Source organism: Geobacter sp. AOG2 (assembly GCF_019972295.1).
Lineage (GTDB): Bacteria > Desulfobacterota > Desulfuromonadia > Geobacterales > Pseudopelobacteraceae > Oryzomonas.
Genome location: NZ_BLJA01000001.1, coordinates 2,576,164 through 2,601,934, shown reverse-complemented (window position 1 = coordinate 2,601,934; position 25,771 = coordinate 2,576,164). Strand labels below are relative to the sequence as shown.

The window sequence follows — 25,771 nt, the reverse complement described above, 5'->3', positions numbered from 1 at the left end:
CACCTAACATTGAGCGGAGTTACATCCATGGCAAACGAATCAACTAATCTTGACCGCAGCGTTTCAATCTCTCCAGACGCAGTTTCAGGTAATCAGATTCAAAAACTTGCCATTAGCATTCTTGGCGCAGTGACCTTCGCTCACCTGTTGAACGATCTGATACAAGCGGTGCTACCGGCAATCTACCCAATGTTGAAATCAAAGTTCTCACTTGGTTTTACACAAATCGGCTGGATTTCGTTAGTCTATCAAATCACTGCCTCCTTGCTCCAACCGTGGATCGGATTATACACAGACAAACACCCGAAACCCTATCTACTGCCGATGGGAATGTTGACGACACTCGTTGGACTTGGCTTATTGTCACTTGCCAGCACCTACCCAATGCTACTTGTGGCATCCGTGTTCATCGGCGTGGGATCGTCAACATTTCACCCAGAAGCATCCCGTGTTGCACGGTTAGCCTCAGGTGGTCGATTTGGCACGGCTCAATCAACTTTTCAGGTTGGTGGCAACACCGGTTCTGCAATTGGGCCACTTATGGTTGCAGCAATTGTAATACCGCACGGGCAAGCAGCTATTGGCTGGTTTATGCTCTTTGCACTGTTGGCAATAGTGGTGCTGTTCAAAATAACGGGTTGGAGGTTGCGGCACCATCTAACGCTGACAGCGGCCACCGGCAAAACTCTTTCTTCTCATCTTAGCCAAAACACGATCATACGTGCGCTGGTGGTGATTGCAGTCTTAATGTTTGCCAAGTTTGTTTACATAGCGGCGTTTACCAACTATTTCACCTTCTATCTGATCCAGCGTTTCGGCTTGCCGATTCAGGAGTCACAACTTTATCTATTTGCGTTTTTGGCGGCCATTGCAGCGGGAACTTTTGCGGGTGGCCCCGTGGGTGATAAAATAGGTCGCAAAGCGGTGATCTGGGTTTCCTTTCTGGGAGTAGCGCCATTTGCACTACTACTCCCACATGCGAACCTTTTCTGGACAGCTATTCTTGCCATCGCTATTGGCTTAATTATGTCATCCGCATTTTCTGCATTAGTGGTATATGCACAAGAGACAGTACCGGGTCGGGTCGGTATGGTTTCAGGCGTAATGTTTGGCCTGATGTTCGGCATCGGTGGTATTGCTGCTGCTGGATTGGGAAGTCTGGCCGATGTGTACGGAATCGTTTGGGTCTACAAACACTGTGCGTACTTGCCGTTATTGGGAGTTGTAACGGCATTTTTACCAAGCACGAAAATTCAACAGCAACACTCATGAAAGGAAGAGACATGATTTGTGTAATATTTGAAGTTTGGCCTAAAAAAGATGGAAAAGCTGAATACCTGGCTATTGCCGCTCGACTGCGAGAGTTCTTATCCAACCGCCCAGGCTTTATTTCCATTGAGCGGTTTCAAAGTCTGAGGGAAATATGGGGACATAATGCCTAATTCAGCGCCGAAATTGGTATTGTGTCCCCATATTTCCCCGGACGCTACTGGGATTGATAACGGATTGGCGGGAATTTCTAAGTTCAGGAGAGGAAGAGGATTTGAAACTGCTGCGCGAGACAACGCGCACAGGCAGGCCGGCGGGTGATGAAGAATTCGTTGAGGTGGTAGAGGGAATCACTGGTAGGGAGTTAAAGAAAAAGCGGGCAGGCAGGCCTGCAATGCCCAAGTAATTTGTATTATGTCCCCAGGAAATCTGGGGACATAATACTTATTTGACCTTGACTTTATGGGGTAAGGCGGCAACAAAACGGCAACAAAAGGCCAGTAAAGCAAAAATGGCTTACAGAAAAAGTCTGTAAGCCATTGTTTTTGTTGGCGTCCCCGAGACGATTCGAACGTCCGACCCCTTCCTTAGGAGGGAAGTGCTCTATCCTGCTGAGCTACGGGGACAGATTGAAGTGGAGAACCTATATACCAGAGTTGCCCCCTGGTTTCAAGCGAAACGCTCGCTTCAGAACTTGAGCAGCGAGAAAACCTTCCCCTCGGGCAGCCGCTTGCGTCCTTCCAGAAATTCCAGCTCGGCCATGAAACAGCAATCCACGATCTCCCCGCCCATGCTCTGCACCAGATCCACCACCGCGGCCATGGTGCCGCCGGTGGCCAGCAGGTCGTCGGCGATCAGGATGCGCTCGCCCGGCTTGATGGCGTCCTTGTGGATCTCCAGGGTGTCGGTGCCGTATTCCAGGTCATAGGTCTTGCTGAAGGTCTCCGAGGGCAGCTTGCCCGGTTTGCGCACCAGCACGATGCCGGCCCCCAGTTTGTAGGCCAGGGCCGAACCGACGATGAAACCGCGGGCCTCCACGCCGACCACCTTGTCCACGTGTTTGCCGATGTAGTGGTGGGACAGCAGGTCTACCATGCGGCTATAGGATTGGGCGTCCTGCAGAAGGGTGGTGATGTCCTTGAACACGATCCCCTTCTTGGGAAAGTCCGGGATGTCGCGGATGATGCTCTTCAGGTCGTTCATCGGGTCAGGCTCCTTGTCGATTTTTGTCTATTCTGCTTCCGGGCGGCGCATGGGCTCCGACTCCGAAAGTTTACGCAGTTTTTCAAGGCACTTGGCCTCGATCTGGCGGATACGCTCCCTCGTTACGCCGAAGCTCTGGCCGATGGTGTCCAGGGTCTGGGGTTCCTTGTCGTCCAGGCCGAAGCGCAGGGTCAGTATCTTCTGCTCGCTCTCGGTAAGGTCGGCGAACAGGCGGGAGATCATTTCGAAGCGGTTGACGTTCTCCAGCAGGTCGGACGGCGATACCGCCGAACTGTCCTCGATGGTGTCGATGAGGAAAAAATCGTTTCCCTCGCCGATGGGGGTCTCCATGGAACAGGTGCGCCGCAGCAGGGTCATGAGCCGCCGGGTGTAGGCCACCTTGGCCTTCATGGCGTCGGCCACCTCCTGGGTGGACGGTTCGCGTTGCAGGCTCTGGGAGAGGGAGCGGGTGACCTTGAGCATGCGGTTGATGTCGTCGGAGACGTGCACCGGCAGGCGGATGGTCCGGGACTGGTTGACCAGGGAGCGTTCGATGGCCTGGCGGATCCACCAGGTGGCATAGGTGGAGAAGCGGCATTCCTTGGCAAGGCTGAAGCGCTCCACCGCCTTGATCAGCCCCAGGTTCCCCTCCTCGATCAGGTCCAGGAAGGGAAGGCCGCGGTTGATATAGCGCTTGGCGATCTTCACCACCAGCCGCAGGTTGGACTCGATCATCTTGTCCCGGGCGGCCTTCTCCCCTTTTTCCACCCTGCGGGCCAGCTCCTTCTCCGAGTCGGCGGTCAACAGGGGCGTGCGCTGGATGTCCCGCAGGTAGATCTTGATGGCGTCGTCGAAGCTTTCCAGTTCTTCGATGGGGAGCTTCTCGTCGGCAACCTCCGCTTCCGCGACCTCCTCGTCATCGGGAAACTCCAGAGGTTCGTCCACGTCGTCCAAGGCCAGGGCGATATCGGCCGGCGGCTCTTTTTCGATGAAGCCGGTGTCGCTATTCAGAAGATGGTCACGTTGCATAGTCGGCCCTCGCTTACTTCCTCTACGTGCGCTCTATCTGCCATCCCTGCCGCCCGATCAGGGGGACGAAACGGCAGCCTACCGATGCTTCGGTCAGCAGGGTCCCGTCCGCGTCCTTCACGATCCTGAGCAGGCGTTGTTCGCTCTCGTTCCCCACCGGGATCACCAGCCTGCCGCCCACGGCGAGCTGGTCGGTCAGCACCTGCGGCACGTCGGGCGCCCCGGCCGTCACCATGATGGCGTCGAAGGGGGCTTCCTCCTCCCAGCCGACAGGGCTGTCGTCGCTGTCATTGATCCGCAATTTTACGTTGAAAAGGCCGATGGAGTCGAGGCATTTCCGCGCCCGCATCGCCAGGGGGCGGATCCGTTCGGCGGTGCAGACCCGGTCGGCCAGGGTCGCCAGGATGGCGGTCTGGTATCCGGAGCCGGTCCCGATCTCCAGCACCTTTTCCGTGCCGGTCAGGCCCAGAAGTTCGGTCATCAGGGCCACCATGTAGGGCTGGGAGATGGTCTGCTTTTCTCCGATGGGCAGGGCGGTGTCGCTGTAGGCCTGGGCGGCGAAGGCTTCCTGGACGAAGATGTGGCGCGGAATCTTGAGCATGGCGTCGATGACCCGACGGTCGCTGACGCCGCGCGCCGCGATCTGATCCTGCACCATCCGTTTTCTGGAAATTTCGTAGTTCATGCTCGTGTGCCCCGTAAGAAGGCGGCACTATACCAAAGGCGGGCCGTGATGTCCAGTCGTGTCACAGGGACCATCGGGAAAGAACCTTCATGGATTCGTAATTGGTCAGATCCAGGTGCAGCGGGGTGATGGAGACGTGCCCGCGGTTGACGGCGTGGATGTCGGTCCCTTCATCGTCGTTGAAGGCCGGTGCTTCGCTGCCGATCCAGTAGTATTTGCGCCCCCGGGGGTCGGTCTTGTCCACGATCGTGCCCGCGAAGGCGCGTTTGCCCTGGCGGGTGATGAGGGTGGGCTGCATCTCCCCGGCCGGACGGTTGGGGATGTTGACGTTGAGGAAGGTGTCGGCCGGCAACCCGTTGGCCGCGACCTGCCGGGCAATCCCCAGGGCCACTCCGGCGGCGGCGTCGAAGTGGCCGGTGCGCTCAAGGGTGGCCAGGGAGACGGCGATGGCCGGGATGCCCATGAGGTTGGCCTCCATGGCGGCCGCCACCGTGCCCGAATAGGTTACGTCGTCCCCCAGGTTGGCGCCGTGATTGATGCCGGAAACCACCAGGTCGGGGCGGTGGGGCAGCAGGCTGTGGATGCCCATGTTGACGCAGTCGGTCGGCGTGCCGTCCACGGCGTAGAACCCCGGCCGCAGTTCGAAGACCCGCAGCGGCGAGTGCAAGGTCAGGGAATGGCCGACCGCGCTCCGTTCCCGGTCCGGCGCCACGACCGTGACGGTGCCCAGCTCACCCAGGGCCTCGGCCAGGGCCAGGATGCCGGGGGCGTGGATGCCGTCGTCGTTGGTGACCATGATGTGCATGGGAGATATCCTGTGATGGCGTGTTGGGAATTGCATGAGTTATCGCACGGAACGGGGCATAAATCAAGGTGCTGTTCCGCCGTGTGCCTGCCCCCCGGATGCCCTCACGACTGCTCTCGCTCGTATGCCTCAGTCCTGCATGGCCGGTCATACCTCCTACCGGACGGAGGACGGGCTGTATGGGAGGCATGGTGCTGCATGGGCGGCGCTCGACTCCGGCAAGTCGCTCGCTCCGCCGTTCGGGCATCCGGGAGGCAGGCACAACTCCCCGGGGGGCAGGGGGGATTTGGTTTTCATGATCAAGGGCAAATCCCCCTTTGTCAGAGGGGGGCTTGATCGCCAGTGGAAGAGTGGTGCTAATCTGCGGTTATGTTTTGTGTTTACAAAATAATCCTAACTGGGTACATTCACAGACAAACAGGGTTTTGATTAAGATGACAACCATACATATATCGGGAGGTTAGGACTATGAAAGCTGTTTTGATGGAGGGGTTCGGCGGCGTGGAGGTGCTCAAGGTGGGCGAGGTGGAGCGTCCCGTGCCCGGCGACGGGCAGGTGCTGGTCAAGGTGCACGCCACCAGCATCAACCGTCCCGACCTGGTGCAGCGCGAGGGGAAATATCCGCCTCCGCCGGGGGATTCGGAGATCCTGGGCCTGGAAGTGGCCGGCGTCATCGAGGAGTTGGGGCCGGGCGTCACCGGCTGGCAGGTGGGGCAGCGGGTCGTGTCCCTGGTGGGGGGGGGCGGATATGCGGAGTATGCCGTGGCCTACGCCTGCCACCTGATGCCCATCCCGGAGTCCATGTCCTTCGAGGAGGCGGCCTGCATCTGCGAGTCCTATATCACCGCGTTTCTGAACGTCTTCATGATCGGCGAGTTCCAGGACAAACAGGCCGCCATCCTGCACGGGGGCGGCGGCGGCGTCAACACGGCGGCGATCCAGCTGTGCCGCGCCCTGACCCCGGCCAGCAAGCTGATCGTGACCGCGTCGCCGGAGAAGATGGAGCGGGTCAAACAGGTGGGTGCGGATTTCCTGATCAATTTCCGGGAGACCCCGGATTTTACCGAGGTGGTGAAGGAGTACACGAACAAGAAGGGCGTGGACCTGATCCTGGACCACGTGGGGGCCAAGTATCTGGCGCCCAACATGAACTCCCTGGCCTACAAGGGGCGGTTGGTGATCATCGGCGTGGTCAGCGGCATCAAGGCCGAACTCAACCTGGCCCTGATGATGGTGAAGCGGCAGCAGATCATCGGCTCCGTGCTCCGCTCCCGGCCGGTTTCGGAAAAGGGGGAGATCGTGGCCGAGTTCACCCGGCGCGCCCTGCCCAAGTTCGCCGACCGCACCATCGTGCCGATCATCGAAAAGGTCTTCACCATCGACCAGGTGGCGGATGCCCACCGCATGATGGAAGAGGACAAGCACTTCGGCAAGATCGTCCTGAAGATACAGTAGCGGGAGAAGGGATCTATAGGGCTTATGGGACCTATAGAACATATGGGACTTATGAAAATCTTATAAGTCCCATTGGTCCCATATGTCCCATAAAGCCGAAACCGACAACCACCCTTTATATTTTCCGGCGTATATGATACTTCATTGCCTATGGAAGACCTCCTGAACAACTACCGCCAACTGGTGGCGCGCATCGACGCCCTTTGCCACGGCATCATGGAGGCGTTGGGGGAACAGATCACCTGTTCCGAGGGGTGCAGCGACTGCTGTACGTCCATCACGCTTTTCCCGGTGGAGGCGGCGGCGCTGGCGGCCGCCCTGGATGCGCTGCCCGAACAGGAGGCGGAGAAGATCCGCCGCCACGTGGCGGAACACGCGGAGGGTGAGCGCTGCCCGCTGCTCCGTGACCACCGCTGCCTGCTGTACGCCGCCCGTCCGATCATCTGCCGCACCCACGGCCTCCCCATCATCTACGGCACGGGGCAGGAGCGGCGCATCGACTATTGTCCCCTCAACCTGACCGACAGCGAATCGCTCCCCGGCTCCGCGATCATCGACCTGGACAATCTCAACTCGCTGCTGGTGGCGGTCAACGCCCTCTTTCTGTCCAAGTCGGAAGCCCCGGACACGCCCGAGAGGATCACCATTGCCGAGGCGTTGCTGAGGCGCACTCCTCCCCGCTGACCTTTTTCACCCTTTGGCCGGATAATAATAGTTCAGGCACAGCTCGCACAAGCCGTGGCTGGTCCGCTCCGGCGGCTGGCGGACCCACGCCGGAATCCAATCCCACCGTCCGGGGTGCTGCTGGTGTTTGATGCGACGGCAGGCGGCGCATTGGATGACCAGCGCATGGTGGTCGAGATAGGCGTCCGCATCGGCGGCCGGTACGACCGGCACGGTTCCGCGGGCTTCGTGGGGCATCTCCACCAGGAGCGCGTTCACGATCAGAAGGCCCTGTCCCCCTTCCAGGCGATACAGGTTCATGGCGAACCTGCGGTACTTCTCGGGGCTCGAACACTCATACTCGTGGCTGATACTCCGGGGCCGGTAGGTGACGCTGGCCATGGCCCTGGTGAAGAGTTCGCGATAGAAGGGGCGCAAGTCTTCGGGGGTGACATCAAGCACCGACAAACCGAGGCATTCGGAGGACATGAGCGAGGGGGAACCGCCGTTGTCGCGGGCGAACCGCACCCACGCCTCATTGAAGTACGACAACCTGAAATCGGGCCGGATCCCGTAGATGATCTCTGTTCCCTGGTCCGGCTCCATTGCCTTCATGAAGCCGAGCAGTGGGACGAAATCGGGAGCACACATGCCATTCATAGATTCCGGCCTTTCCGGCGTCTTCGCCGATAACTGCTGATTTTCGATCAATAATGGTGTACAAATTACAGGCTGTCAAGCGTCCGCCGTCCCGCTGTCCCGGTGGCGGAAACCAAGCGAAACCAAGGATATTCCATGATCCGCATCACCCTGAACAAGAACGAAGACAAACGCATCAAGGCCGGCCATCCCTGGGTATTCAGCAACGAGATCCGGGAGGTTTCGGACAAAACCGCCGCGCCCGGCACTGCGGCCGAACTGTACGACGCCGGCGGCGGTTTCATCGGCTGCGGCCACTATAACCCCCGTTCCCTCATCGCCTTCCGGCTCTTCTCCCGTCAGCCTGCGGACCTGGACCAGCCCGAATTCTACGAGCGGCGCATCGCCTCCGCCCTGGCCCACCGCAGGGCGCTCTACCCCGAGTTGACGACCTTCCGGGCCGTGTACGGCGAGAGCGACTTCCTCCCCGGCCTGGTGGTGGACAAATACGGCGATTACCTGTCGGTGCAGTTCCTCTCCGCAGGCATGGACCAACGGCGCGATCAGGTGGTGGAAGCGCTCGGCCGGGTCTTTGCCCCGGCCGGGATCATCGCCAGAAACGACGTGGGGGTACGGCAGTTGGAAGGGCTGGAGGAAAAGGTGGACGTGCTGGCCGGCGACATCCCCAACCTGGTGGAGATGGAGGAGAACGGCCTCCGCTTTCAGGTGAACCTGCGGGAGGGGCAGAAGACCGGCGGCTTTCTGGACCAGAAGGAGAACCACCTGCTGCTCAAGGGGATCAGCACGGGGAAAGCGGTGCTGGACTGTTTCTGCTATACCGGGAGTTGGGCCGTCCATGCCGCTGCGTTCGGCGCGGCATCGGCGTTGGGGATCGACATCTCGGCCCGGGCCGTGGCCCAGGCCGCCCGCAACGCGGAGTTGAACGGACTGGGCGGCCGGGCGACCTTCGAGGAATGCGACGCCTTCGAGCGCCTCCGCTCCCTGCATCACGAGGGGCGGCGTTTCGGGGTGGTGGTCATGGACCCGCCCGCCTTTGTGAAAAGCCGCAAGAACATCGCCGAAGCCACCAAAGGGTATCTCACCGTCAACCGCCGCGCCCTGGAACTCCTGGAACCGGGCGGCTACCTGATCACCTGTTCCTGCTCCTTCCACATGGGGAGGGAGCCGTTCCGCGACCTGCTGACCCAGGCCGCCCGCCTGGCCCGGCGCGAGGTGCGCCTGGTCTCGGCCCGCGCCCAGGCCCCGGACCACCCGGTGTTGCTCTCTTTTCCCGAGGCGGAGTACCTGAAGTGCTTTGTGGTGCAGGCGGTGGGGTAGTTATAGGACTCATGAGATTTATGGGATTTATAGGATTTATAGGACTTATAAGACTTATAAGACTTATAGGTCCCATAGGTCCTATAGGTCCCATAAGTCCCATAACTTGCACTCAATAGTTTATGATCGTATATAGGAGGGTACCCATGACCGGACATATCATCGACCTGCGCAGCGACACCGTAACCCGGCCCGGTCCTGGGATGCGCGATGCCATGATGGCGGCCCAGGTCGGCGACGACGTGTGGGGGGACGACCCCACCGTCAACAGGCTACAGGCTACTGTGGCGGAGCGCACCGGCAAGGAGGCGGCCCTGTTCCTCCCCAGCGGCACCCAGAGCAACCTGGCGGCGCTGATGGCCCATTGCGAACGGGGCGACGAGTATATCGTGGGCCAGGTGGCCCATACCTACAAGTACGAAGGGGGCGGCGCGGCGGTGCTCGGTTCCATCGTGCCCCAGCCCATCGAGAACGAGGCTGACGGCACCCTGCCGCTTTCCAAGGTGGCGGCCGCCATCAAGCACCACGGCCCCGGACTGGGGGCGCACTTCGCCCGCACCCGGCTTCTGGCGCTGGAGGATACCTTCAACGGCCAGGTGCTTCCGGCCGGGTACATACGCGATGCCGTTGCCCTGGCCCGCGACCGGGGCCTGGCCATCCATCTGGACGGGGCGCGGGTCTGCAATGCGGCGGTGGCGCGTGGCGAAAGCCTGGCCCAGGCGTGCGGACCGTTCGATTCCGTCTCCATCTGTTTTTCCAAGGGGCTGGGAGCGCCGGTTGGGTCGGTGCTGGTGGGGCCGCATGCGTTCATCGAGCGCGCCCACCGCTGGCGCAAGGTGCTGGGGGGCGGCATGCGCCAGGCCGGGTTCCTGGCCGCGGCTTGTCTGTACGCCCTGGACCATAACCTCGACCGGCTGGCCCAGGACCACGCCAATGCCGAACACCTGGCCAGGGGACTCGGGGCCATAGACGGGATCGCGGTCCAGGGGCAGGCCACCAACATGGTGTTCGTCCGGTTCCCGGAAGAGGAGTGCGTACCGCTTCAGGAATACCTGGCCGAGCGGGGGATGCTGGTGCAGGTGGCGCCCACGGCGCGGCTGGTTACGCACCTGGACGTGACGCAGGCGGACCTGGATGCCTTTGTGGCTGCCGTGAAGGAATTTTTTAGTCGGGTGTGAGCATGCGGGAAGGCTACCACCCCCGACCCCTCCTAAACTAGGAGGGGGAACTTTGTGCTCCAAGCGCCAGTCACAGAGACACTTTAGCAACCTGTTGAAAAATTCAGGTTGTTCAAAAATGGTCAGATCGTCGCACCCGCAGAAAGCCCTGAGGAGGCGTAGCAGCGCTACGCCGCACGAAAGGGTTTTCGAGGATGGCGGCGAGATGGCTGTTTTTCAACAACCTCATGGAAAGGAACCATCGCCATGATCAAGGGCAGCGACAAACGACAGGCGGATCACCCCATCGACGCCGTCTTCCTGAACCGCTGGTCCCCCCGCGCCATGTCGGGGGCGGAAATTCCGGCGGAGGAATTGAAGGTCCTGTTCGAGGCGGCCCGCTGGGCCCCTTCTTCTAACAACAACCAGCCGTGGCGCATTCTCTACGCCCGTCGTGGCGGCGAGTACTGGCCGCTCTTCTTCGACCTTCTGGTGGAGACCAACAAGACGTGGTGCGTCAATGCCGCGGCGCTTTTGGTGATGATCTCCAAGACCACCTTCGACCACAACGGCAAGCCGTCCCGCACCCATTCCTACGACACCGGCGCCGCCTGGGAGAACCTGGCCCTGCAAGGCAGCCTGCGGGGGTATGTGGTCCACGGCATGCAGGGGTTCGACTACGACCGGGCCCGGACCAGCCTGAACATCCCCGATGAATACCAGGTGGAAGCCATGGCGGCCATCGGCCTGCCCGGCAGGGTGGAGGAGTTGCCCGAGGCGTTGCAGGCGCGGGAGACGCCCAACGACCGGCGCACGCTGGAGCAGACCGTGTGCGAAGGGCCGTTCTGCCTGTGACGGAGAGCGACCGCTCTACCCTGCAGACCCTCTTCCGGGCCGCCCTGGCGGCGGTGGAGCCGGGGCAGGCCCTGGCCCCGCATCTGGATCGGGCCGGGGAACGCTATGGCAGCGAGGGGTTTCAACGGCTCGTCGTGGCCGGTTTCGGCAAGGCGGCCATCCCCATGGCGCGGGCCGCAGAGGAGCGGTTGGGCAACCTGATTTCCGCCGGGGTGGTTATTGCTCCCCACGGCACACCCTTTTCCAACGCAGGCGGACTGGAAACGATTGAAGTCGCCTTCGCCGGCCATCCCCACCCCGACAGCGCCGGGGAGGCGGCAGGCCGCCGCATCATGGAACTGGCCCGCGCCTGCGACGCACGCACCCTCCTGCTCCTCCTGGTCTCAGGCGGCGGCTCGGCCCTGCTGGCGGTCCCGGCTCCGGGGATCACCCTGGATGAGAAGCGGATCACGGCACAACTGCTGATGGAGGCGGGGGCCGATATCCGGGAACTGAACACCGTGCGCAAGCACCTTTCCGCCATCAAGGGGGGGCAGTTGGCCCGTCTCGCCTTCCCGGCGACGGTCCTCTCGCTTATGATCTCGGATGTGCCGGGGGACCGGCTGGATGTGATCGCCTCCGGCCCGGCCGTGCCCGACCCCACCACCTTCGGCGATGCCCTGGCGGTGCTGGGGCGCTTCGGCCTGACGGACAAGGTGCCGCCTGCCGTCCGTTTGCGCCTGGAACAGGGGCGGGCCGGGGCGATAGCAGAGACCCCCAAGCCGGGGGACCCTCTCTTTGCCGGGGTGGAGAGCGTCATTGCGGCGCGCAACGGCGATGCCCTCTCCGCCGCCGCGTCTGCGGCCCGATCCTTGGGATTGGAGACGACTATCCGCGGGGAGGCCGTGGCCGGGGAGGCGCGGGAAGCTGGCAGACGACTGGCCCGGGAGGCGTTGCGCGTCCGCTCGAACCTGCAAGCAGGGCAGCGGGTCTGTCTGCTGAGCGGCGGCGAGACCACGGTCACGGTCCGGGGCAACGGCAGGGGAGGGCGCAACCAGGAACTGGCCCTGGCCTTTGCCCTGGAGATCGCGGGCACACCCGGCATCAGCCTCTTGTCCGCGGGCACGGACGGCATCGACGGGCCGACCGATGCGGCCGGGGCCGTGGTGGACAATGAAACCGTCAGCCTGGCCCGGCGCGCCGGGCTGGACCCCGAGGCCTACCTGGCGGCCAACGACGCCTTTCCCCTGCTGGACCGCTGCGGGGCCTTGCTTAGGACCGGGCCGACCGGGACCAATGTGATGGACCTGCAGATCATCCTGATAGCAGGTCGTTGAAAAACAGCCATCTTAGCGCCTATCGGCGTCCCGCTAAACGGGATGACTACGCTATCGCTCCGTCACCGATAATCACCGGTAGCGATTATACTGCGGGTGCGACGATCTGACTATTTTTGAACGACCTGAACTTTTCAACAACCTCATAGGAGCCTAACGCCATGAGCCCCAGAACCTTTGTTATTGGCGACATACACGGCTGCGCCCGCACCCTGCGCCAACTGGTCACCCAGGTGATCCGCCTGGCCCCCGGCGACACCCTCTACCTGTTGGGGGACCTGATCGACCGGGGACCGGACAGCAAAGGGGTCCTGGACTTTATCTTCCAGTTGACGGCCGCCGGTTTCAAGGTCGTATCGGTGCGGGGCAACCATGAAGAAATGTGCCTGCGCGCCCCCTACAACCGGTCGGCCATGGACATGTGGACCTCCAACGGCGGCCTGACCACCATGGAGAGTTTTCAGGCCGACGGGCCGGGGGACATCCCCCATAACTACCTGCACCTCCTCCATTCCCTCCCTTATTACGTGCTGCTGGACGCGTTCGTCATCGTCCATGCCGGCCTCAACTTCGACCTGGACCCGCCTTTCGACCCCTTCGACGATACCGGGGCCATGCTCTGGACCCGTTCCGACTTGGTGGAGCGGCAGCGCATCGGCGGCAGGCGGCTCATCTGCGGCCACACCATGGTCACACGCCAACGGCTCGAGGCCTCCCTGCACAGCGACAAGATCATGCTGGACAACGGCTGCGTCACCGCCCGGTGGCCAGATATGGGGTATCTGGTTGCCCTGGAGCTGAACAGCATGCAGCTCTTTTTTCAGCAGAATATCGATTTGTAGGGGCTGATGGGATTTATGGGACTAATGGGACTAATGGGACCTATAGGACTAATGGGACCTATAGGACCTATGAGACCTATAGGAACTATAGGACTTATGAGTCCCATAAGTCCCATAAGTCTCATAAGTCTCATAAGTCTCATGAGTCCCATTAGTCCTATAAGACTTATTCTGTCATACTAATTTGGTAGTCTCCTCCGCATCCGGAGTGCGGAGTTTTTTTATGAACAGCCTGCCATTTGAACGTCGCCTGGAAATCCTGGCCGACAGCGCCAAATACGATGTCTCCTGCTCCTCCAGCGGCAGCAACCGCCGGGGCGCGCCCGGCGGGGTGGGAAGCACTACCTCCGCCGGGGTCTGCCACACCTGGACCGCCGACGGCCGCTGCATCTCCCTGCTCAAGATCCTGCTCACCAACGCCTGCATCTTCGACTGCGCCTACTGCGTCAACCGCCGCAGCAACGACATTCCCCGCGCCGCATTCACCCCGGACGAAGTGGTGCGGCTGACCATGGATTTCTACCGCCGCAACTACATCGAGGGGTTGTTCCTCAGCACCGGCGTGACCCGCTCCGCCGACCACACCATGGAGCAGTTGATCGCGGTGGTGCGCAAGCTGCGGGAAGAGGAACGCTTCAACGGCTATGTCCACCTCAAGGTCGTGCCGGGGGCCGACCCGCTGTTGGTGGCCGAGGCGGGGCGCTACGCCGACCGGGTCAGCATCAATATCGAGCTTCCCACCCGCCGGAGCCTGGCGCTCCTGGCCCCGGACAAACCCCGTGAGGCGGTGATCGCCCCCATGCGCCAGGTGAGCGACCTCATCGCTTCGGCCCGCGCGGAGCGGAAAAAATCCCGCAAGGCGCCCCCGTTCGCCCCGGCCGGGCAGAGCACCCAACTGATCGTGGGCGCCACCCCGGAGAGCGACCGGGAGATCATCACCCTGTCCGAGGGGCTCTACCGCCGCCTGGATATGAAGCGGGTGTACTACTCGGCCTTTGTGCCCGGCTCCGACGACCGCCGTCTGCCGGCGCTCCCCACGCCGCCCCTGTTGCGGGAGCATCGCCTGTACCAGGCCGACTGGCTGCTGCGCTTCTACGGATTCGCCGCCCATGAGCTTCTGGACGAGGACCGTCCCAACCTGGACATGGGCTTCGATCCCAAGAGCGATTGGGCCGTGCGCCACCTGGACCTGTTCCCGGTGGAGGTGAACCTCGTCGATTACGAGGTGTTGCTGCGGGTGCCGGGCATCGGCGTGCGCTCGGCCCAGCGTATCGTTGCCGCCCGGCGTCATGCCCGGCTGGGGGAGGCGGAGTTGAAACGGTTGGGGGTGGTGCTCAAACGGGCGCGCTACTTCCTCACCGCCGGCGGGCGCTACCTGGGAGGAATCCGCCTGGACGGGGCCGGGCTGGTGGCGCGGCTCCTGGCGCCGGAGAAGCGTCCGGCGCGGCTGGACCAACTGGAGCTGTTTCCGGCACATGCCGATGCCTCGGCCCTGACGGGGGAGTTGTGACGGCATGCTACCGCTACGACGGGACCTTCGAGGGGTTCCTCTGCGCCCTGGCGGCGTGCCGTGAATCCGGGGGCGCGGAAGCGGAATTCCTGCGCCCCGGCGCCGAGAGCGGGGCGGGACTGTTCGCTGCCGGTTCCCTTGATGTCGCCACGGAGCGGGAGACGGCGCTCCGCTTCCGGGAACGCTTCGTGACGGCGGTCTCCCGCGAAGCCTTTGCCACCCTGCGCTACGCCTTTCACAGCGAGGCGGCCGGGGTCGAGCAGCTAGTGTGGCGCTACGTGGCGCTGGGACTGAAAAAGGGACGGCAGGTACAGCGCATGCTGGCCCAGGAACCGGTCTGCTCGGTACACCGGCTTTCCCGCAGGGTCGCCCACGAGGCCCACCGGTTCACGGGGTTCGTGCGTTTCCGGGAGGTGGCCTGGCCCGCCGATGGGGAATTGGGCGGTGAAGCGGGCCGCGACAGGCCGGAGGTCCCCCTCATGTACGCCCGGATCGAGCCCGATGCGGACATCCTCCCGTTCATCGCCCCCTACTTCCGGGAACGGCTCGGCGACCGCCCCTGGATGATCCACGACCTGCGCCGCTCCGCGCTGGCCCTGTGCGACCGGGGAACGTGGCGACTGGTCGGCGGCGTTTCCCTGGCGGGCCGGCCGGACTACACCGCCGGGGAAGAGGTGTGCAGCCGCCTGTGGCGCTCCTATTTCCAGCACATGGCCATACCCGAACGCCATAACCCCCGGCTGCAGCAAAGTCTCGTGCCGCTGCGTTTCCGCGCTCATCTGGTGGAGTTCGGGGGGGAGGAGTGATTAGCGCCTGAACCGCATCAGGAATTGCGCCGAGCAATAGGCTTGTACCGCGGCGCGGTCGGTGGCGGAAAGGGTTTCCCACGGCCGGGGATGGCGGAAGCCCCGAAGAAAAGCCCGTTCCGGGCGGCCGAGGAACGGGGTGGGGACCCCAAGGCGCGGGGCGATGTGCACGCCGCCCAGGCTAAAGGGGGTGACGGCCCGTGACAGGCAGGGATTGAGCATGACGAGCGCGTCGCGATCGTCGGGGCAGGGGCCGCCCACGTTACGGCCGGCGTACAGGACGAAGTTGCCGGGGGCAAGCCGGGCGGTCTCCATGACGGTGAGCCGTTCCACCTCGTCCCCCACATCCTCCAGGGCTCCGTGGTGGGCGAACAGGAGCGGCTCCAGGCCGCTTCGGCGGACCAGCTCCAGCAGGCCGCCGGTCCGGAAGGTGTGGACGCGGGGGTGCAGCAGGGCGTCCGCCAGCCCGCTGTCGTAGGCGGCCTCGTCGGACGCCTCCGCAAATCGCCGCAGGCGCGACCCCGGTTTGGCCCGGGCGATCAGTCCGCGCGCCTCGGCCGGGTCGTTGATCCCCAACAGGCGGAAGGCGCGGCGGATGGATTCCTCTTCGCGCCGGGCATAGCGGCTGTAGACCATCAGCCGGACGATCCCCCCCGGTGCGAGGCGGTCCGCCAGGGTCTTCAGGCCGGCCTGGGGGTCTTCCAGATGGTGGAGCACGCCGTAGGCGTCGATCAGGCCGAAGGGGCCGTCCGCCGGGGAGGCGGCCAGCAGGTCGCCCCGGCAAAAGGTCACATTGGTGCGGCCGTGGAGCAGGCAGTGCAGGCGCGCGCGCCGGAGGTTGCGGTCCGACAGGTCGAGGGCCGTTATGGGGGTATGGGGATTGGCCAGGCTAAAGGGGTAGGGGGAAAAGCTGCCGCAACCGGCGATGAGGATGCGTTGTGCGTCAGGGGGCGGCAGGGTGCCGTTGAAGCGGGCCCAGAGGGCGGACAGGTTGAGGGCGTAGGTATCGCAACGGCGCAAGGAGGCCAGCAAGGGATACCGGGGATAGGGATAGCGCTCGTAATGGGTGCGTACGTCGTCGGCCATGCCCCACTGTAGCAACTCCCAAGGCTCCTGGCAAGCTGCCGCCCATCTCCCCATTCGACCCGAACCGTTTTTGCGAAAGCAGGGGACGTGTCGGACTCAGTTCAGCAGGGCGGCTTCTTCCTGTTCCACCAGGGCGATGATCTCTTCATACATGGCGATCATGACGCCGGATTTGAGCCATTTGCGGACTATGTGCCGCAGGAGGAGAAAGCCGTGCACCACGGTGCCGCTGAAGACGCAGATGCCGCACAGGCGGGTGGCTTCGTGGTCCAATAGCCAGATACTGGCGATCGCAACGACGAGCATGGTCGATAAAAACGCCATCTCGATGCCGCGGAACGGGTTTTCGAACACCTTGGTAACGTGTATGTAGTAGCGGGTCAGGCCGGTTACGCGCCGCATGAATTCGCCGACATCGCTACCCGCGCATTTCAGGTGGGCATAGCTGAGAAATCGCGACGCGGCGCGCTCCCGTCCCCCGGTCATGCGTTCGCTGACATATCGCTCAATGGCTTCGTCTATGAGATCGGTATTCATCATGGTGGCACCTCCTGCTCTCACGCTTATTCGGCCGATGGATTATTCGTCGACTTCTCCGTCGGTCCCTGCCGTCACGCGTGCCAATGCCGGCATGTTTTTCTCGTACCACCTGTCTATCATTTTGTCCCAAAGTCGCCATGATAAACAAGCTAAATAGTCAACATACATAATGCGTGCCGGGATGTGTGGAAGACAATCATATTGAATGATATCAATATGTTGAATGATTCCGCGGGTGTAGGCGCATCCACGAAACGGTGTAAAAACGATACAGGGAACGTCATTTTGTCCGGGTTGCATCGTTTTTAAGCAAAAAAAATTTCACAGGGGAAAATCGGAAACAGAGGGACAAACGGTTTTGCGTCGATCCCGGCAAAAACAGGTTCCGTTTTTTGACGTTCACCGGGTCTCCGTGGCTCCGTGGCAGAACAGCTGTTAACAGAAAAGCCCCTCCGGTGGGGGAGGGGCTTTGGGGGCCGGGATTGTGGGGAGGCGGCTATTTGCTGACGGTGGCGTTCTCGATGATGACGTTATAGCGGTAGCCGTAGCCGAAGTCCCGGTCTTTGGCCAGGGTCCCCTTGACCGTGACCACGTCGTCCAGATGGGGCGTCGTTTTGGTGGTGCACACCAGGTTATGGGTGCCCTGGGCCTGAGAGCCGGTACCGTCCTGGATATGTATCCAGACCCTCTTCATGATCCCCGAGGTTACCTTGACGATCTTGCCCCGGACGACGACCCGCTTTTTGTTGAGTTTGGCGCTGTTGCGGTAGATCTCGGCAATGGTGTAGGCATTGGGGCCGTGGGCCTTTTTGACCGAAATCCCTTTTTCCTTGGGTCTTACGGCAACCTTGCTGCCCATGGGGGCGGATTGCCGTGCCGGCGGGGCGGCCGGCGGCGGGGTGGCTGCCGGAGCGGCGGCTTTCGGTTGCGCAATGATGCCGTTGGAGAAGATGATGGTGTCGAAGGTGCGTTTGAGGGTCTTGCTCTCGAAGTTCTTCATGACGAGCCCCTCCTTGAAACTCAAGGGCTCGCCGACGGCGATCCTGGCTTCCGTCACGGCTATCCAGACCTTCTCGCCGTTACTTTTCAGCAGGTAGACATAACTGTAGCCGCCGCTGTTCAAAACCTGCAGCACCTTGCCGGAGAGGGAAGACGATTGCTGGTGCGTCGTTGATTGGGTGGGGTATTCGATCTTCGGGTGGCCTGCCGGTACGTTGGAGGGGGGCGGCGCGGCTGCCGAAACGGAGACGATGCTGCAAAGAACGATGAACGCAAGAGGTGAGAGATGGCTCTTTTTCATGTGATCCTCATTTTTGAATTTACCCGCACGATTTTTTTGATACTATCATGAAAGCCCGGCAACGGGCAGCTTAAAAATAGAGGAGACAGGATACTATGCAGCGCAAAGCGGTCGTTCTTTACAGCAGCGGTCTGGATTCAACCACCTGTCTGGCCCTGGCCGGGGCCGAAGGGTTTGTGCCCTATGCCATCAGTTTTTCCTATGGGCAGAGGCACAGCCACGAACTGGAGGTGGCCAAGGCCAATGCGGTGCGGCTGGGCGCCGCCGAACATCTGGTGGTGGATTTCGACCTGCGCCTGATGGGTGGCAGCGCCCTGACGGCGGATATCGCCGTACCCAAGGAGGGGGTGGGAAGCGATATTCCGGTCACCTACGTGCCGGCCCGCAACACCATCTTTCTCTCTTTTGCCCTGGGATGGGCCGAGGTGCTGGGGGCCTTCGACATCTACATCGGGGTCAATGCCCTCGACTACTCCGGCTACCCGGACTGCCGGCCCGACTATATCGCGGCCTACGAGACCATGGCCAACCTGGCAACCAAGGCCGGCGTGGAAGGGACGGGGCGGTTCCGCATCCATACGCCGCTCATCGACCTGACCAAGGCGGAGATCATCAAAAAGGGGGTCGAACTGGGGGTCGATTACGGTCTGACCCACTCCTGTTACGATCCGACGCCCGAAGGGCTTTCCTGCGGGGAATGCGATTCCTGCCGCCTGCGCTTGAAGGGGTTTGCCGAGGCGGGGTTGAAGGACCCGCTCAGGTACGTGAACCGGTAGGAGCGGTGACGTGGCGCTCTGGGAAGGCGTGCCTTTTGGGTGCGCCTTTTCTTTTGCTCAGGGAAGAAAGGGGATGCGGGGCTACTTGTCCGTGCCGAACCGGTCCTTGAAAAAACTCTTGATGGAGTGCCCCATGTCCCTGAACCACTCGCCCACGGACCTCCCGGCCTTCTTTGTTGCCTGACCGGATTCCCTGCCCCCTTCCCTGAAGGCCGCCCCGGTTTCCTTGCCGAGCTTTTTGAAGCCCTGGCCGACCTCCCTGCCGCCCTCTTTGAACGCCTTGCCGGTATCCTTGCCGAGTTTTTTCAATCCCTGGCCCACCTCCCTGCCGTCTTCCTTGAGGGAGGTCTCCGCGAACCCGGAAGAGGCGGACAGCGCAGTGACCAGCATGACGACGACCACGGTTCCTCGCATGGCAATCTCCTTTAAGATGATTCTAACAGGGAAGGGGTGGCAGGTCAAAGCCGCATCATGCATCCGGGAGGTTGTGGTCCGTATTTGACCGGAAATCGGGATTTCCGGCAGGGGGTGGGGAGGGTATTCCCTGCCGGCTACGTGCAGGACCCGTTTGCGGCGGTCGTCCTTCCGAGGCACCCGGCGGGGTCGGAGAGGTAGACGGCCGCCCGGTTCTTTCCCTCGTTCTTGGCGCGGTAGAGCGCCATGTCGGCGCAACCTACGAGGTCGGATGCCTCATTCATTGTGTCGTTGAGCGTGGCAATGCCGATGCTTGTCGTTACGCGAATGTTCCATGTCCCGTCGGCCAGGGTGTTGTCCCCTATCTTCGAGCAGAGGCGTTTCGCCAGATCCAGTGCCGTAGCATCGCCGGCATGGGTGGCAATGATGCAGATCTCGTCGCCGCCATAGCGGGTGACGATGTCGGTATCTCTGACGGATTCGATGAGCAGGCGCCCCATGCCCTGCAAGACCTGGTCGCCGGTCTGGTGCCCGCTGGTGTCGTTGATCTGCTTGAAGTCGTCGATGTCGATCATCAGGAGGGAGAGGGGCAGGTTATATCTTCGGGCCCGGTCGAATTCCTCCTTCAGGCGCTGTTCGAAATAACGGCGATTGTGGATGCCCATGGTGGCATCGGTGATGTTCTCCTGCTCCAGCGCACTCATGCGGAGGATATCCTGCGCCGTCCGATGGGAGAGATGGTTGACCAGCAGGACAAAACAGGCCCCCAGGAAAAAAACGGACGATACGATGACGTCGGAAACGCGGTAGGTGCCGCCCCGGAGCTCCGAGGCATAGAAGAGGTAGCCTATGATGAAGAACAGGATCAGGGCGGCGAGGGTGTACCAGTTGTGACGGACCTTGCCGAACGGCAACCCCCGGATCAACCCGATGACCGGCACCAGGGAGAGGGCAAGAATAACGGCCCCCATCAGGATTGGGGCGATGACGATGAGACTGATCGGAATACCCGGCATGGTGATCCTTGCTGGAAGGATTTGCACCTTCGATATTTCGTGGGAGTAAACAATATGCAGCCCGGCTGAATATCGCTTACACCAGTCTAGGGATAAAATCAAATAAAATTGACCTTTCCCAATGTATGGTGTGTCGTTCGCCGGGATCGGATGATATCTGTTTTCGTGAAAGAGGCTGAAATTATTTATGAATATGGGAAGGATGGTGTTTGGGGGGCTCTCGCGGGGCGTGGTCCGGCGCGCCACAAGAAACGCGCCGGACCGATTAGGGGATGCTGGTGTACTGTCCGGTTAATGAGTTGTCGTAATTCCGGTTCTTTTGCCCGCTGCCTACGTTGCGGCTCCTTGAGGTAGACCCTGCTACACCTGCGTCGCCGCGCCTTGGCATCAGACAAAATAACCGGGAATTATTTCCAACAACCAACCAAACGGCACACTAGCCCTGGGCCGCCTGGACGGCGGTGATGGCGGTGACGTTGACGATGTCGTCCACGGAGCAGCCGCGGGACAGGTCGTTGACCGGCTTGGCCAGACCCTGGATGATCGGGCCGACCGCTTCGGCGCCGGCCACCCGCTCCACCAGCTTGTAGGCGATGTTGCCCGCGTCCAGGTCCGGGAAGACCAGCACGTTGGCTTTGCCGGCCACGGAGCTGCCGGGAGCCTTTTTCTCGCCCACCTTGGGGAGCAGGGCGGCGTCGGCCTGGAGCTCGCCGTCGATCTGCATATCCGGTTTGATCTGCCGGGCGATCTCCAGGGCTTTCAGCACCTTGTCGCAGTCCGGGTGGCTGGCGCTTCCCTTGGTGGAGAAGGAGAGCAGGGCCACGCGGGCGTCCACGTCCAGGAACGCCTTGCAGTTGCCGGCCGTGGCCACGGCGATCTCGGCCAGGGCCTGGGCGTCCGGGTTGGGGTTGACGGCGCAGTCGGCGAACAGGATGATGCCGTTTTCGCCGAAGCTCTCGGTCTTGGTGATCATGAGGAAGAAGGAGGAGACGGTCTTGATCCCCTTGGCCGGGCCGACGGTCTGGAAGGCGGCCTTGAGTACGTTGCCGGTGGTGCCGGTGGCGCCTGCCACCTCGCCCCCCGCATCGCCGTTCCTGACCATCATGCCGGCGTAGTACAGGTTGTCCGGCGCGGTCAGGAGGGCGCGCGCCTCTTCCGGGGTCATGCCCTTGGCCTTGCGCAGCTCGACGAAATCGGCCACGTACTGTTCCAGCTTGGGGGACGCGGCCGGGTTGAGCAGTTCCACGCCCGCCAGGTTGACGCCTTTGGCTGCGGCATCGGCCAGGATCTTGGCCGGGTCGCCCAGAATGACGATCCGCGCCAGGCCCTCCTTGGTCGCCTTCTCGGCGGCGAACAGCATCCGCTCGTCATAGCTTTCCGGCAGGACCACGGTCTGCAGGTTTTTTCGCGCTTTCTCTTTGATCTGGTCAACAAGATGCATGGGTTACCTCCTATTGGAGGTTGTTGAAAAACAGCCATATCGCCGCCGTCCTCGAAGGCCCCCTTGTGCGGCGTAGCGCTGCTACGCCTCCGCAGGGCCTTCTGCGGGTGCGACGATCTGACTATTTTTGAACAACCTTAGTTTTCAAGAGCCGCTTGGCTGTAAATAAAACATGGGTATATATAGTTGAAATACGGGTGTCGGTCAAACAAAAAAGCCTGAACAGATCAGGCTTTTAGTAAGGCTTAAAAGGTTAAAACGTGATTTAAAATTCAACACCCATGGCGTCGGCAACCGTGTGGATATCCTTGTCCCCCCGGCCGGACAGGCAGACCACGATGGTCTTGTCTTTCGGCAGGGAAGGCGCCAGCTTCAGGACGTGGGCGATGGCGTGGGACGACTCCAGGGCCGGCATGATGCCCTCCTCCCTGGTCAGCACGCTGAACCCTTCCAGCGCCTCGTCGTCGGTGATCGAGACATACTCGGCCCGCTGGGTGTCCTTCAGCCACGAGTGCTCCGGCCCCACGCCGGGGTAGTCCAGGCCGGCCGAGATGGAATGGGCCGGGGTGATCTGCCCGTGCTCGTCCTGGAGCAGGTAGGTCTTGTTGCCGTGCAGGATGCCGGGCGAACCGGCGCAGAGCGCGGCGGCGTGCTTGCCGCTCTCGATGCCGTAGCCGGACGCCTCGACCCCGATCATCCTGACCTTGCGGTTCTTCAGGAAAGGGTGGAACAGGCCCAGGGCGTTGCTGCCGCCGCCGACGCAGGCCACCAGGTAGTCGGGGAGGCGGCCCTCGACCTTCTGGTGCTGTTTTTTTACCTCGTGGCCGATGACCGACTGGAAGTCGCGCACCATCATGGGGTAGGGATGCGGCCCGGCCACGGTGCCGATGACGTAGAAGGTGGTGGTGATGGTGGAGACCCAGTTGCGCATGGCCTCGTTCATGGCGTCCTTGAGGGTCGCGGTGCCGGCGGTGACCGGCGTGACCGTGGCCCCCAGAAGGCGCATGCGAAAGACGTTCAGGGCCTGGCGGCGGGTATCCTCCTCGCCCATGAAGACCTCGCACTCCATCCCGAACAGCGCGGCGATGGTGGCGGTGGCCACCCCGTGCTGACCCGCGCCGGTCTCGGCGATGACCCTCTTTTTGCCCATGCGCTTGGCCAGAAGCCCCTGGCCGATGGTGTTGTTCACCTTGTGGGCGCCGGTATGGTTCAGGTCTTCCCGTTTCAGGTAGATCCGGGCGCCCCCCAGTTTTTTGGTCAGCTTTTCGGCATAGTAGAGCGGGTTGGGACGGCCCACGTACTGGCGCAGGTAGTACTCGAACTCTTCCTTGAACTCCCGGTCGTGGCGGTAGTGTTCATAGGCCTTTTCCAGCTCCAGTAGGGCCGGCATGAGGGTCTCGGGAACGTAGCGTCCGCCGAATGCGCCAAAATGTCCATATTTATCGGGAAGTTTCAAGGAACAGCCCCCTTCGCTTGTCTGATGAATTCTCGTACCTTGTTCGCGTCCTTCTTCCCCGGCCCGGATTCCACACCGCTGGAGACGTCCACCGCATAGGGCAATACCTGGCGGACGGCATCAGCCACATTGCCCGGCGTCAGTCCCCCGGCCAGGATGATGCGGTTGGCCTGGGCCACGCAGGCGGCGATCTCCCAGTTGAACGTCTGTCCCGTACCGCCATGGGCGGCGGGCGACCAGGCGTCGAGCAGGAATGCGGCAACCCGGTAATCCCGCATCGGCTCCAGGGAGGTGATGTCCTTCACGCGGAAGGTCTTGATGACGCGTCGCCTGACCGCGTCGCAGTACCCCGGTTTTTCCTCGCCGTGGAGTTGGACCACGTCCAGGCCGCACAGGTCGGCGGTGGCATTCACCATCTCCAGAGGCTCGTTGACGAACAGGCCCACGGTCTGCACGAACGGGGGGAGATGGCGGATGATGGCGGCGGCCTGCTCGGGAAACACATGCCGGGGAGAGTTGGGGTGAAAAACGAAACCCAGGGCGTCGGCACCGGCCGCGATGGCCGTCAGGGCATCGTCCAGGTTGGTTATGCCGCAGATCTTCACCTTTATCATAGCGGTGCCTTCTCGAGATTCTGCCGGAGATGCTCTCTTATGGGATTTATGAGACCTATGGGACATATAGGTCTTATAACGTCCCATAGGCCTCATGGACATTCCTTCATTTATAACTCCACCTTCGGCAAGCTCTCCAGCGCTTCGCGGATCTTCTGCTCCGGGTACTCGTAGTCTTCCAGGGCGCCCGAGAGGTAGGCGTCGTAGGCGCCCATGTCCAGTTGCCCGTGGCCCGAAAGGCCGAAGAGGATGGTCCGTTCCTTCCCCTCCTCCTTGGCCAGCACCGCCTCGTCGATGGCGGCCCGCACGGCGTGGGACGATTCGGGGGCCGGGACGATCCCCTCGCTGCGGGCGAAGAGCAGGGCGCCTTCGAAACAGGCGTTCTGCTTGTAGGACTTGGCCTCGATCTGCCCGGCATGGTACAGCTGGGACACCAGGGGAGATTCGCCGTGGTAGCGCAGCCCGCCCGCATGGATGCCGGGGGGCATGAAATCGTGCCCCAGGGTGTACATCATGGAGATGGGCGCCATCTTGGCGGTATCGCCGTAGTCGAAGGCGTAGACCCCCTTGGTCAGGGTCGGGCAGGAGGCCGGTTCCACGGCCAGGCAGCGCACGTTCTTCCCGGCGGCCCGGTCGGCGATGAAGGGGAAGGCCAGCCCGGCGAAGTTGGAGCCGCCGCCGCAGCAGGCGATGACCACGTCCGGGTAGTCCCCGGCGACCTTCATCTGCGCCTGCGCCTCCTGGCCGATCACGGTCTGGTGCAGGCAGACGTGGTTGAGCACGCTCCCCAGGGCATAGTTGGTGTCGTCGTGGGTGGCGGCGTCCTCCACCGCCTCGGAGATGGCGATCCCCAGGGAACCGAGACATTCCGGGTCGTGGGCCAGGATGGCCCGGCCCGCGTTGGTGAATTCCGAGGGCGAAGGGATGACCTGGGCGCCCCACAACTGCATCATGCTCTTGCGGTACGGCTTCTGGGTGCAGGAGATCTTGACCATATATACCGTGCACTCGAGGCCGAACAGGGAGCAGGCCAGGGCCAGGGAACTGCCCCACTGGCCGGCGCCGGTCTCGGTGGCCAGGCGGCGGATGCCGGCCTGCTTGTTGTACCACGCCTGGGGGATGGCCGAGTTGGGCTTGTGGGAGCCTGCCGGGGAAACCCCTTCAAACTTGTAGTAGATCTTGGCCGGGGTGCCGAGGGCCTTTTCCAGGCGATGGGCGCGAAAGAGGGGCGACGGCCTCCAGAGCTTGTAGATCTCCCTGACCTCGTCCGGGATGTCGATCCAGCGGTTGGGAGACATCTCCTGCTCGATCAGCGCCATGGGGAAGATGGCCAGCATGTCGTCCGGGGTGATCGGTTTGAGGGTCTGGGGGCTGATGACCGGGGCCAGGGGGCCGGGCATGTCGGGGATGATGTTGTACCACTGGCGGGGGATCTGGTCTTCGCTGAGGAGGATCTTGGTATTCATGTGGTTGCTCCCGAAATGAAGTGAAAGAATCGAAAGGCTTTATAGGACTATATAGGAGCTATAGGACTCATAAGTCCCATAAAAGCCTGT

Annotated in this window: 26 protein-coding genes and 1 tRNA gene; 12 read left to right on the top strand and 15 right to left on the bottom strand. The window is 62.0% G+C overall.

Annotated elements, in window-relative coordinates:
* Positions 1-27 precede the first annotated feature (27 nt).
* Together LDN12_RS11940 and LDN12_RS18000 are read left to right on the top strand one after the other, a co-directional pair.
* Complete coding sequence (locus tag LDN12_RS11940) at positions 28-1,272, top strand: MFS transporter (protein ID WP_223922887.1); 1,245 nt, start codon at positions 28-30, stop codon at positions 1,270-1,272.
* On the top strand, positions 1,269-1,442 hold the full coding sequence (locus LDN12_RS18000; RefSeq protein ID WP_374045054.1) for an antibiotic biosynthesis monooxygenase: 174 nt from the start codon (positions 1,269-1,271) through the stop codon (positions 1,440-1,442). Before LDN12_RS11940 ends, LDN12_RS18000 begins: the two co-directional genes overlap by 4 nt.
* A gap of 376 nt (positions 1,443-1,818) precedes the next feature.
* On the opposite strand, the gene LDN12_RS11935 is transcribed toward LDN12_RS18000, so the two are convergent.
* The 5 genes from LDN12_RS11935 to surE form a co-directional block, all read right to left on the bottom strand.
* A tRNA-Arg gene (locus LDN12_RS11935) sits at positions 1,819-1,895 on the bottom strand.
* Between the two features lie 61 nt (positions 1,896-1,956).
* Positions 1,957-2,472: an adenine phosphoribosyltransferase gene (locus tag LDN12_RS11930; RefSeq protein ID WP_223922886.1), complete on the bottom strand. Its 516-nt coding sequence runs from the start codon at positions 2,470-2,472 to the stop codon at positions 1,957-1,959.
* Positions 2,473-2,499: 27 nt separating this feature from the next.
* Positions 2,500-3,501 (bottom strand): RNA polymerase sigma factor RpoD/SigA, encoded by a 1,002-nt coding sequence (locus tag LDN12_RS11925; RefSeq protein ID WP_223922885.1) that lies wholly within the window; start codon positions 3,499-3,501, stop codon positions 2,500-2,502.
* 22 nt (positions 3,502-3,523) lie between these two features.
* Positions 3,524-4,186 (bottom strand): protein-L-isoaspartate(D-aspartate) O-methyltransferase, encoded by a 663-nt coding sequence (locus LDN12_RS11920; protein WP_223922884.1) that lies wholly within the window; start codon positions 4,184-4,186, stop codon positions 3,524-3,526.
* Positions 4,187-4,247: 61 nt separating this feature from the next.
* Positions 4,248-4,991, bottom strand: a complete 744-nt coding sequence (surE, locus tag LDN12_RS11915; protein ID WP_223922883.1) for a 5'/3'-nucleotidase SurE — start codon at positions 4,989-4,991, stop codon at positions 4,248-4,250.
* Positions 4,992-5,459: 468 nt separating this feature from the next.
* Between surE and LDN12_RS11910 the strand changes: the two genes are divergently transcribed.
* Positions 5,460-6,446: an NAD(P)H-quinone oxidoreductase gene (locus tag LDN12_RS11910; RefSeq protein WP_223922882.1), complete on the top strand. Its 987-nt coding sequence runs from the start codon at positions 5,460-5,462 to the stop codon at positions 6,444-6,446.
* 150 nt (positions 6,447-6,596) lie between these two features.
* Positions 6,597-7,130, top strand: a complete 534-nt coding sequence (locus tag LDN12_RS11905; protein WP_223922881.1) for a YkgJ family cysteine cluster protein — start codon at positions 6,597-6,599, stop codon at positions 7,128-7,130.
* 6 nt (positions 7,131-7,136) lie between these two features.
* Here the strand turns inward: LDN12_RS11905 and LDN12_RS11900 are convergent, their stop codons facing one another.
* A complete protein-coding gene (locus tag LDN12_RS11900; RefSeq protein WP_223922880.1) occupies positions 7,137-7,769 on the bottom strand; it encodes a hypothetical protein in 633 nt (210 codons plus the stop codon).
* 135 nt (positions 7,770-7,904) lie between these two features.
* On the opposite strand from LDN12_RS11900, the gene LDN12_RS11895 reads away from it, so the two are divergent.
* From LDN12_RS11895 to LDN12_RS11865, 7 genes are all read left to right on the top strand, one after another.
* Positions 7,905-9,086, top strand: coding sequence for a class I SAM-dependent rRNA methyltransferase (locus tag LDN12_RS11895; protein ID WP_223922879.1), 1,182 nt, complete (start codon positions 7,905-7,907; stop codon positions 9,084-9,086).
* Between the two features lie 158 nt (positions 9,087-9,244).
* The gene (gene ltaE, locus LDN12_RS11890) at positions 9,245-10,264 is read left to right on the top strand and encodes a low-specificity L-threonine aldolase (protein ID WP_374045088.1); all 1,020 of its coding nucleotides are present in this window, start codon (positions 9,245-9,247) and stop codon (positions 10,262-10,264) included.
* Positions 10,265-10,510: 246 nt separating this feature from the next.
* Complete coding sequence (locus LDN12_RS11885) at positions 10,511-11,098, top strand: nitroreductase family protein (protein WP_223922877.1); 588 nt, start codon at positions 10,511-10,513, stop codon at positions 11,096-11,098.
* Positions 11,074-12,414 (top strand): glycerate kinase, encoded by a 1,341-nt coding sequence (locus LDN12_RS11880; RefSeq protein ID WP_223922876.1) that lies wholly within the window; start codon positions 11,074-11,076, stop codon positions 12,412-12,414. The genes LDN12_RS11885 and LDN12_RS11880 overlap by 25 nt, the downstream gene beginning before the upstream one ends.
* 161 nt (positions 12,415-12,575) lie before the next feature.
* On the top strand, positions 12,576-13,256 hold the full coding sequence (locus tag LDN12_RS11875; RefSeq protein WP_223922875.1) for a metallophosphoesterase family protein: 681 nt from the start codon (positions 12,576-12,578) through the stop codon (positions 13,254-13,256).
* Between the two features lie 223 nt (positions 13,257-13,479).
* A complete protein-coding gene (locus LDN12_RS11870; protein WP_223922874.1) occupies positions 13,480-14,766 on the top strand; it encodes a putative DNA modification/repair radical SAM protein in 1,287 nt (428 codons plus the stop codon).
* On the top strand, positions 14,763-15,572 hold the full coding sequence (locus LDN12_RS11865) for a TIGR03915 family putative DNA repair protein (RefSeq protein ID WP_223922873.1): 810 nt from the start codon (positions 14,763-14,765) through the stop codon (positions 15,570-15,572). Before LDN12_RS11870 ends, LDN12_RS11865 begins: the two co-directional genes overlap by 4 nt.
* Here the strand turns inward: LDN12_RS11865 and LDN12_RS11860 are convergent, their stop codons facing one another.
* From LDN12_RS11860 to LDN12_RS11850, 3 genes are all read right to left on the bottom strand, one after another.
* Positions 15,573-16,658 carry a bifunctional 2-polyprenyl-6-hydroxyphenol methylase/3-demethylubiquinol 3-O-methyltransferase UbiG gene (locus LDN12_RS11860; protein ID WP_223922872.1) on the bottom strand — a complete coding sequence of 362 codons (1,086 nt, stop codon included), beginning with the start codon at positions 16,656-16,658 and terminating at the stop codon, positions 15,573-15,575.
* Positions 16,659-16,754: 96 nt separating this feature from the next.
* A complete protein-coding gene (locus LDN12_RS11855) occupies positions 16,755-17,198 on the bottom strand; it encodes a GSU0071 family protein (protein WP_223922871.1) in 444 nt (147 codons plus the stop codon).
* Positions 17,199-17,694: 496 nt separating this feature from the next.
* A complete protein-coding gene (locus LDN12_RS11850) occupies positions 17,695-18,498 on the bottom strand; it encodes a DNA-binding protein (protein WP_223922870.1) in 804 nt (267 codons plus the stop codon).
* A gap of 95 nt (positions 18,499-18,593) precedes the next feature.
* Between LDN12_RS11850 and queC the strand changes: the two genes are divergently transcribed.
* Positions 18,594-19,274, top strand: a complete 681-nt coding sequence (queC, locus tag LDN12_RS11845; RefSeq protein ID WP_223922869.1) for a 7-cyano-7-deazaguanine synthase QueC — start codon at positions 18,594-18,596, stop codon at positions 19,272-19,274.
* Between the two features lie 81 nt (positions 19,275-19,355).
* On the opposite strand, the gene LDN12_RS11840 is transcribed toward queC, so the two are convergent.
* From LDN12_RS11840 to LDN12_RS11815, 6 genes are all read right to left on the bottom strand, one after another.
* Positions 19,356-19,688 carry a hypothetical protein gene (locus LDN12_RS11840; protein WP_223922868.1) on the bottom strand — a complete coding sequence of 111 codons (333 nt, stop codon included), beginning with the start codon at positions 19,686-19,688 and terminating at the stop codon, positions 19,356-19,358.
* Between the two features lie 137 nt (positions 19,689-19,825).
* Positions 19,826-20,704, bottom strand: a complete 879-nt coding sequence (locus tag LDN12_RS11835; protein WP_223922867.1) for a GGDEF domain-containing protein — start codon at positions 20,702-20,704, stop codon at positions 19,826-19,828.
* Positions 20,705-21,140: 436 nt separating this feature from the next.
* A complete protein-coding gene (pta, locus tag LDN12_RS11830; protein ID WP_223922866.1) occupies positions 21,141-22,145 on the bottom strand; it encodes a phosphate acetyltransferase in 1,005 nt (334 codons plus the stop codon).
* A gap of 265 nt (positions 22,146-22,410) precedes the next feature.
* Entirely contained in the window at positions 22,411-23,601 is a 1,191-nt protein-coding gene (trpB, locus tag LDN12_RS11825; protein WP_223922865.1) for a tryptophan synthase subunit beta, read from the bottom strand.
* Positions 23,598-24,215: a phosphoribosylanthranilate isomerase gene (locus LDN12_RS11820; RefSeq protein ID WP_223922864.1), complete on the bottom strand. Its 618-nt coding sequence runs from the start codon at positions 24,213-24,215 to the stop codon at positions 23,598-23,600. Before LDN12_RS11820 ends, trpB begins: the two co-directional genes overlap by 4 nt.
* Before the next feature lie 110 nt (positions 24,216-24,325).
* A complete protein-coding gene (locus LDN12_RS11815) occupies positions 24,326-25,681 on the bottom strand; it encodes a TrpB-like pyridoxal phosphate-dependent enzyme (protein WP_223922863.1) in 1,356 nt (451 codons plus the stop codon).
* Positions 25,682-25,771 lie beyond the last annotated feature (90 nt).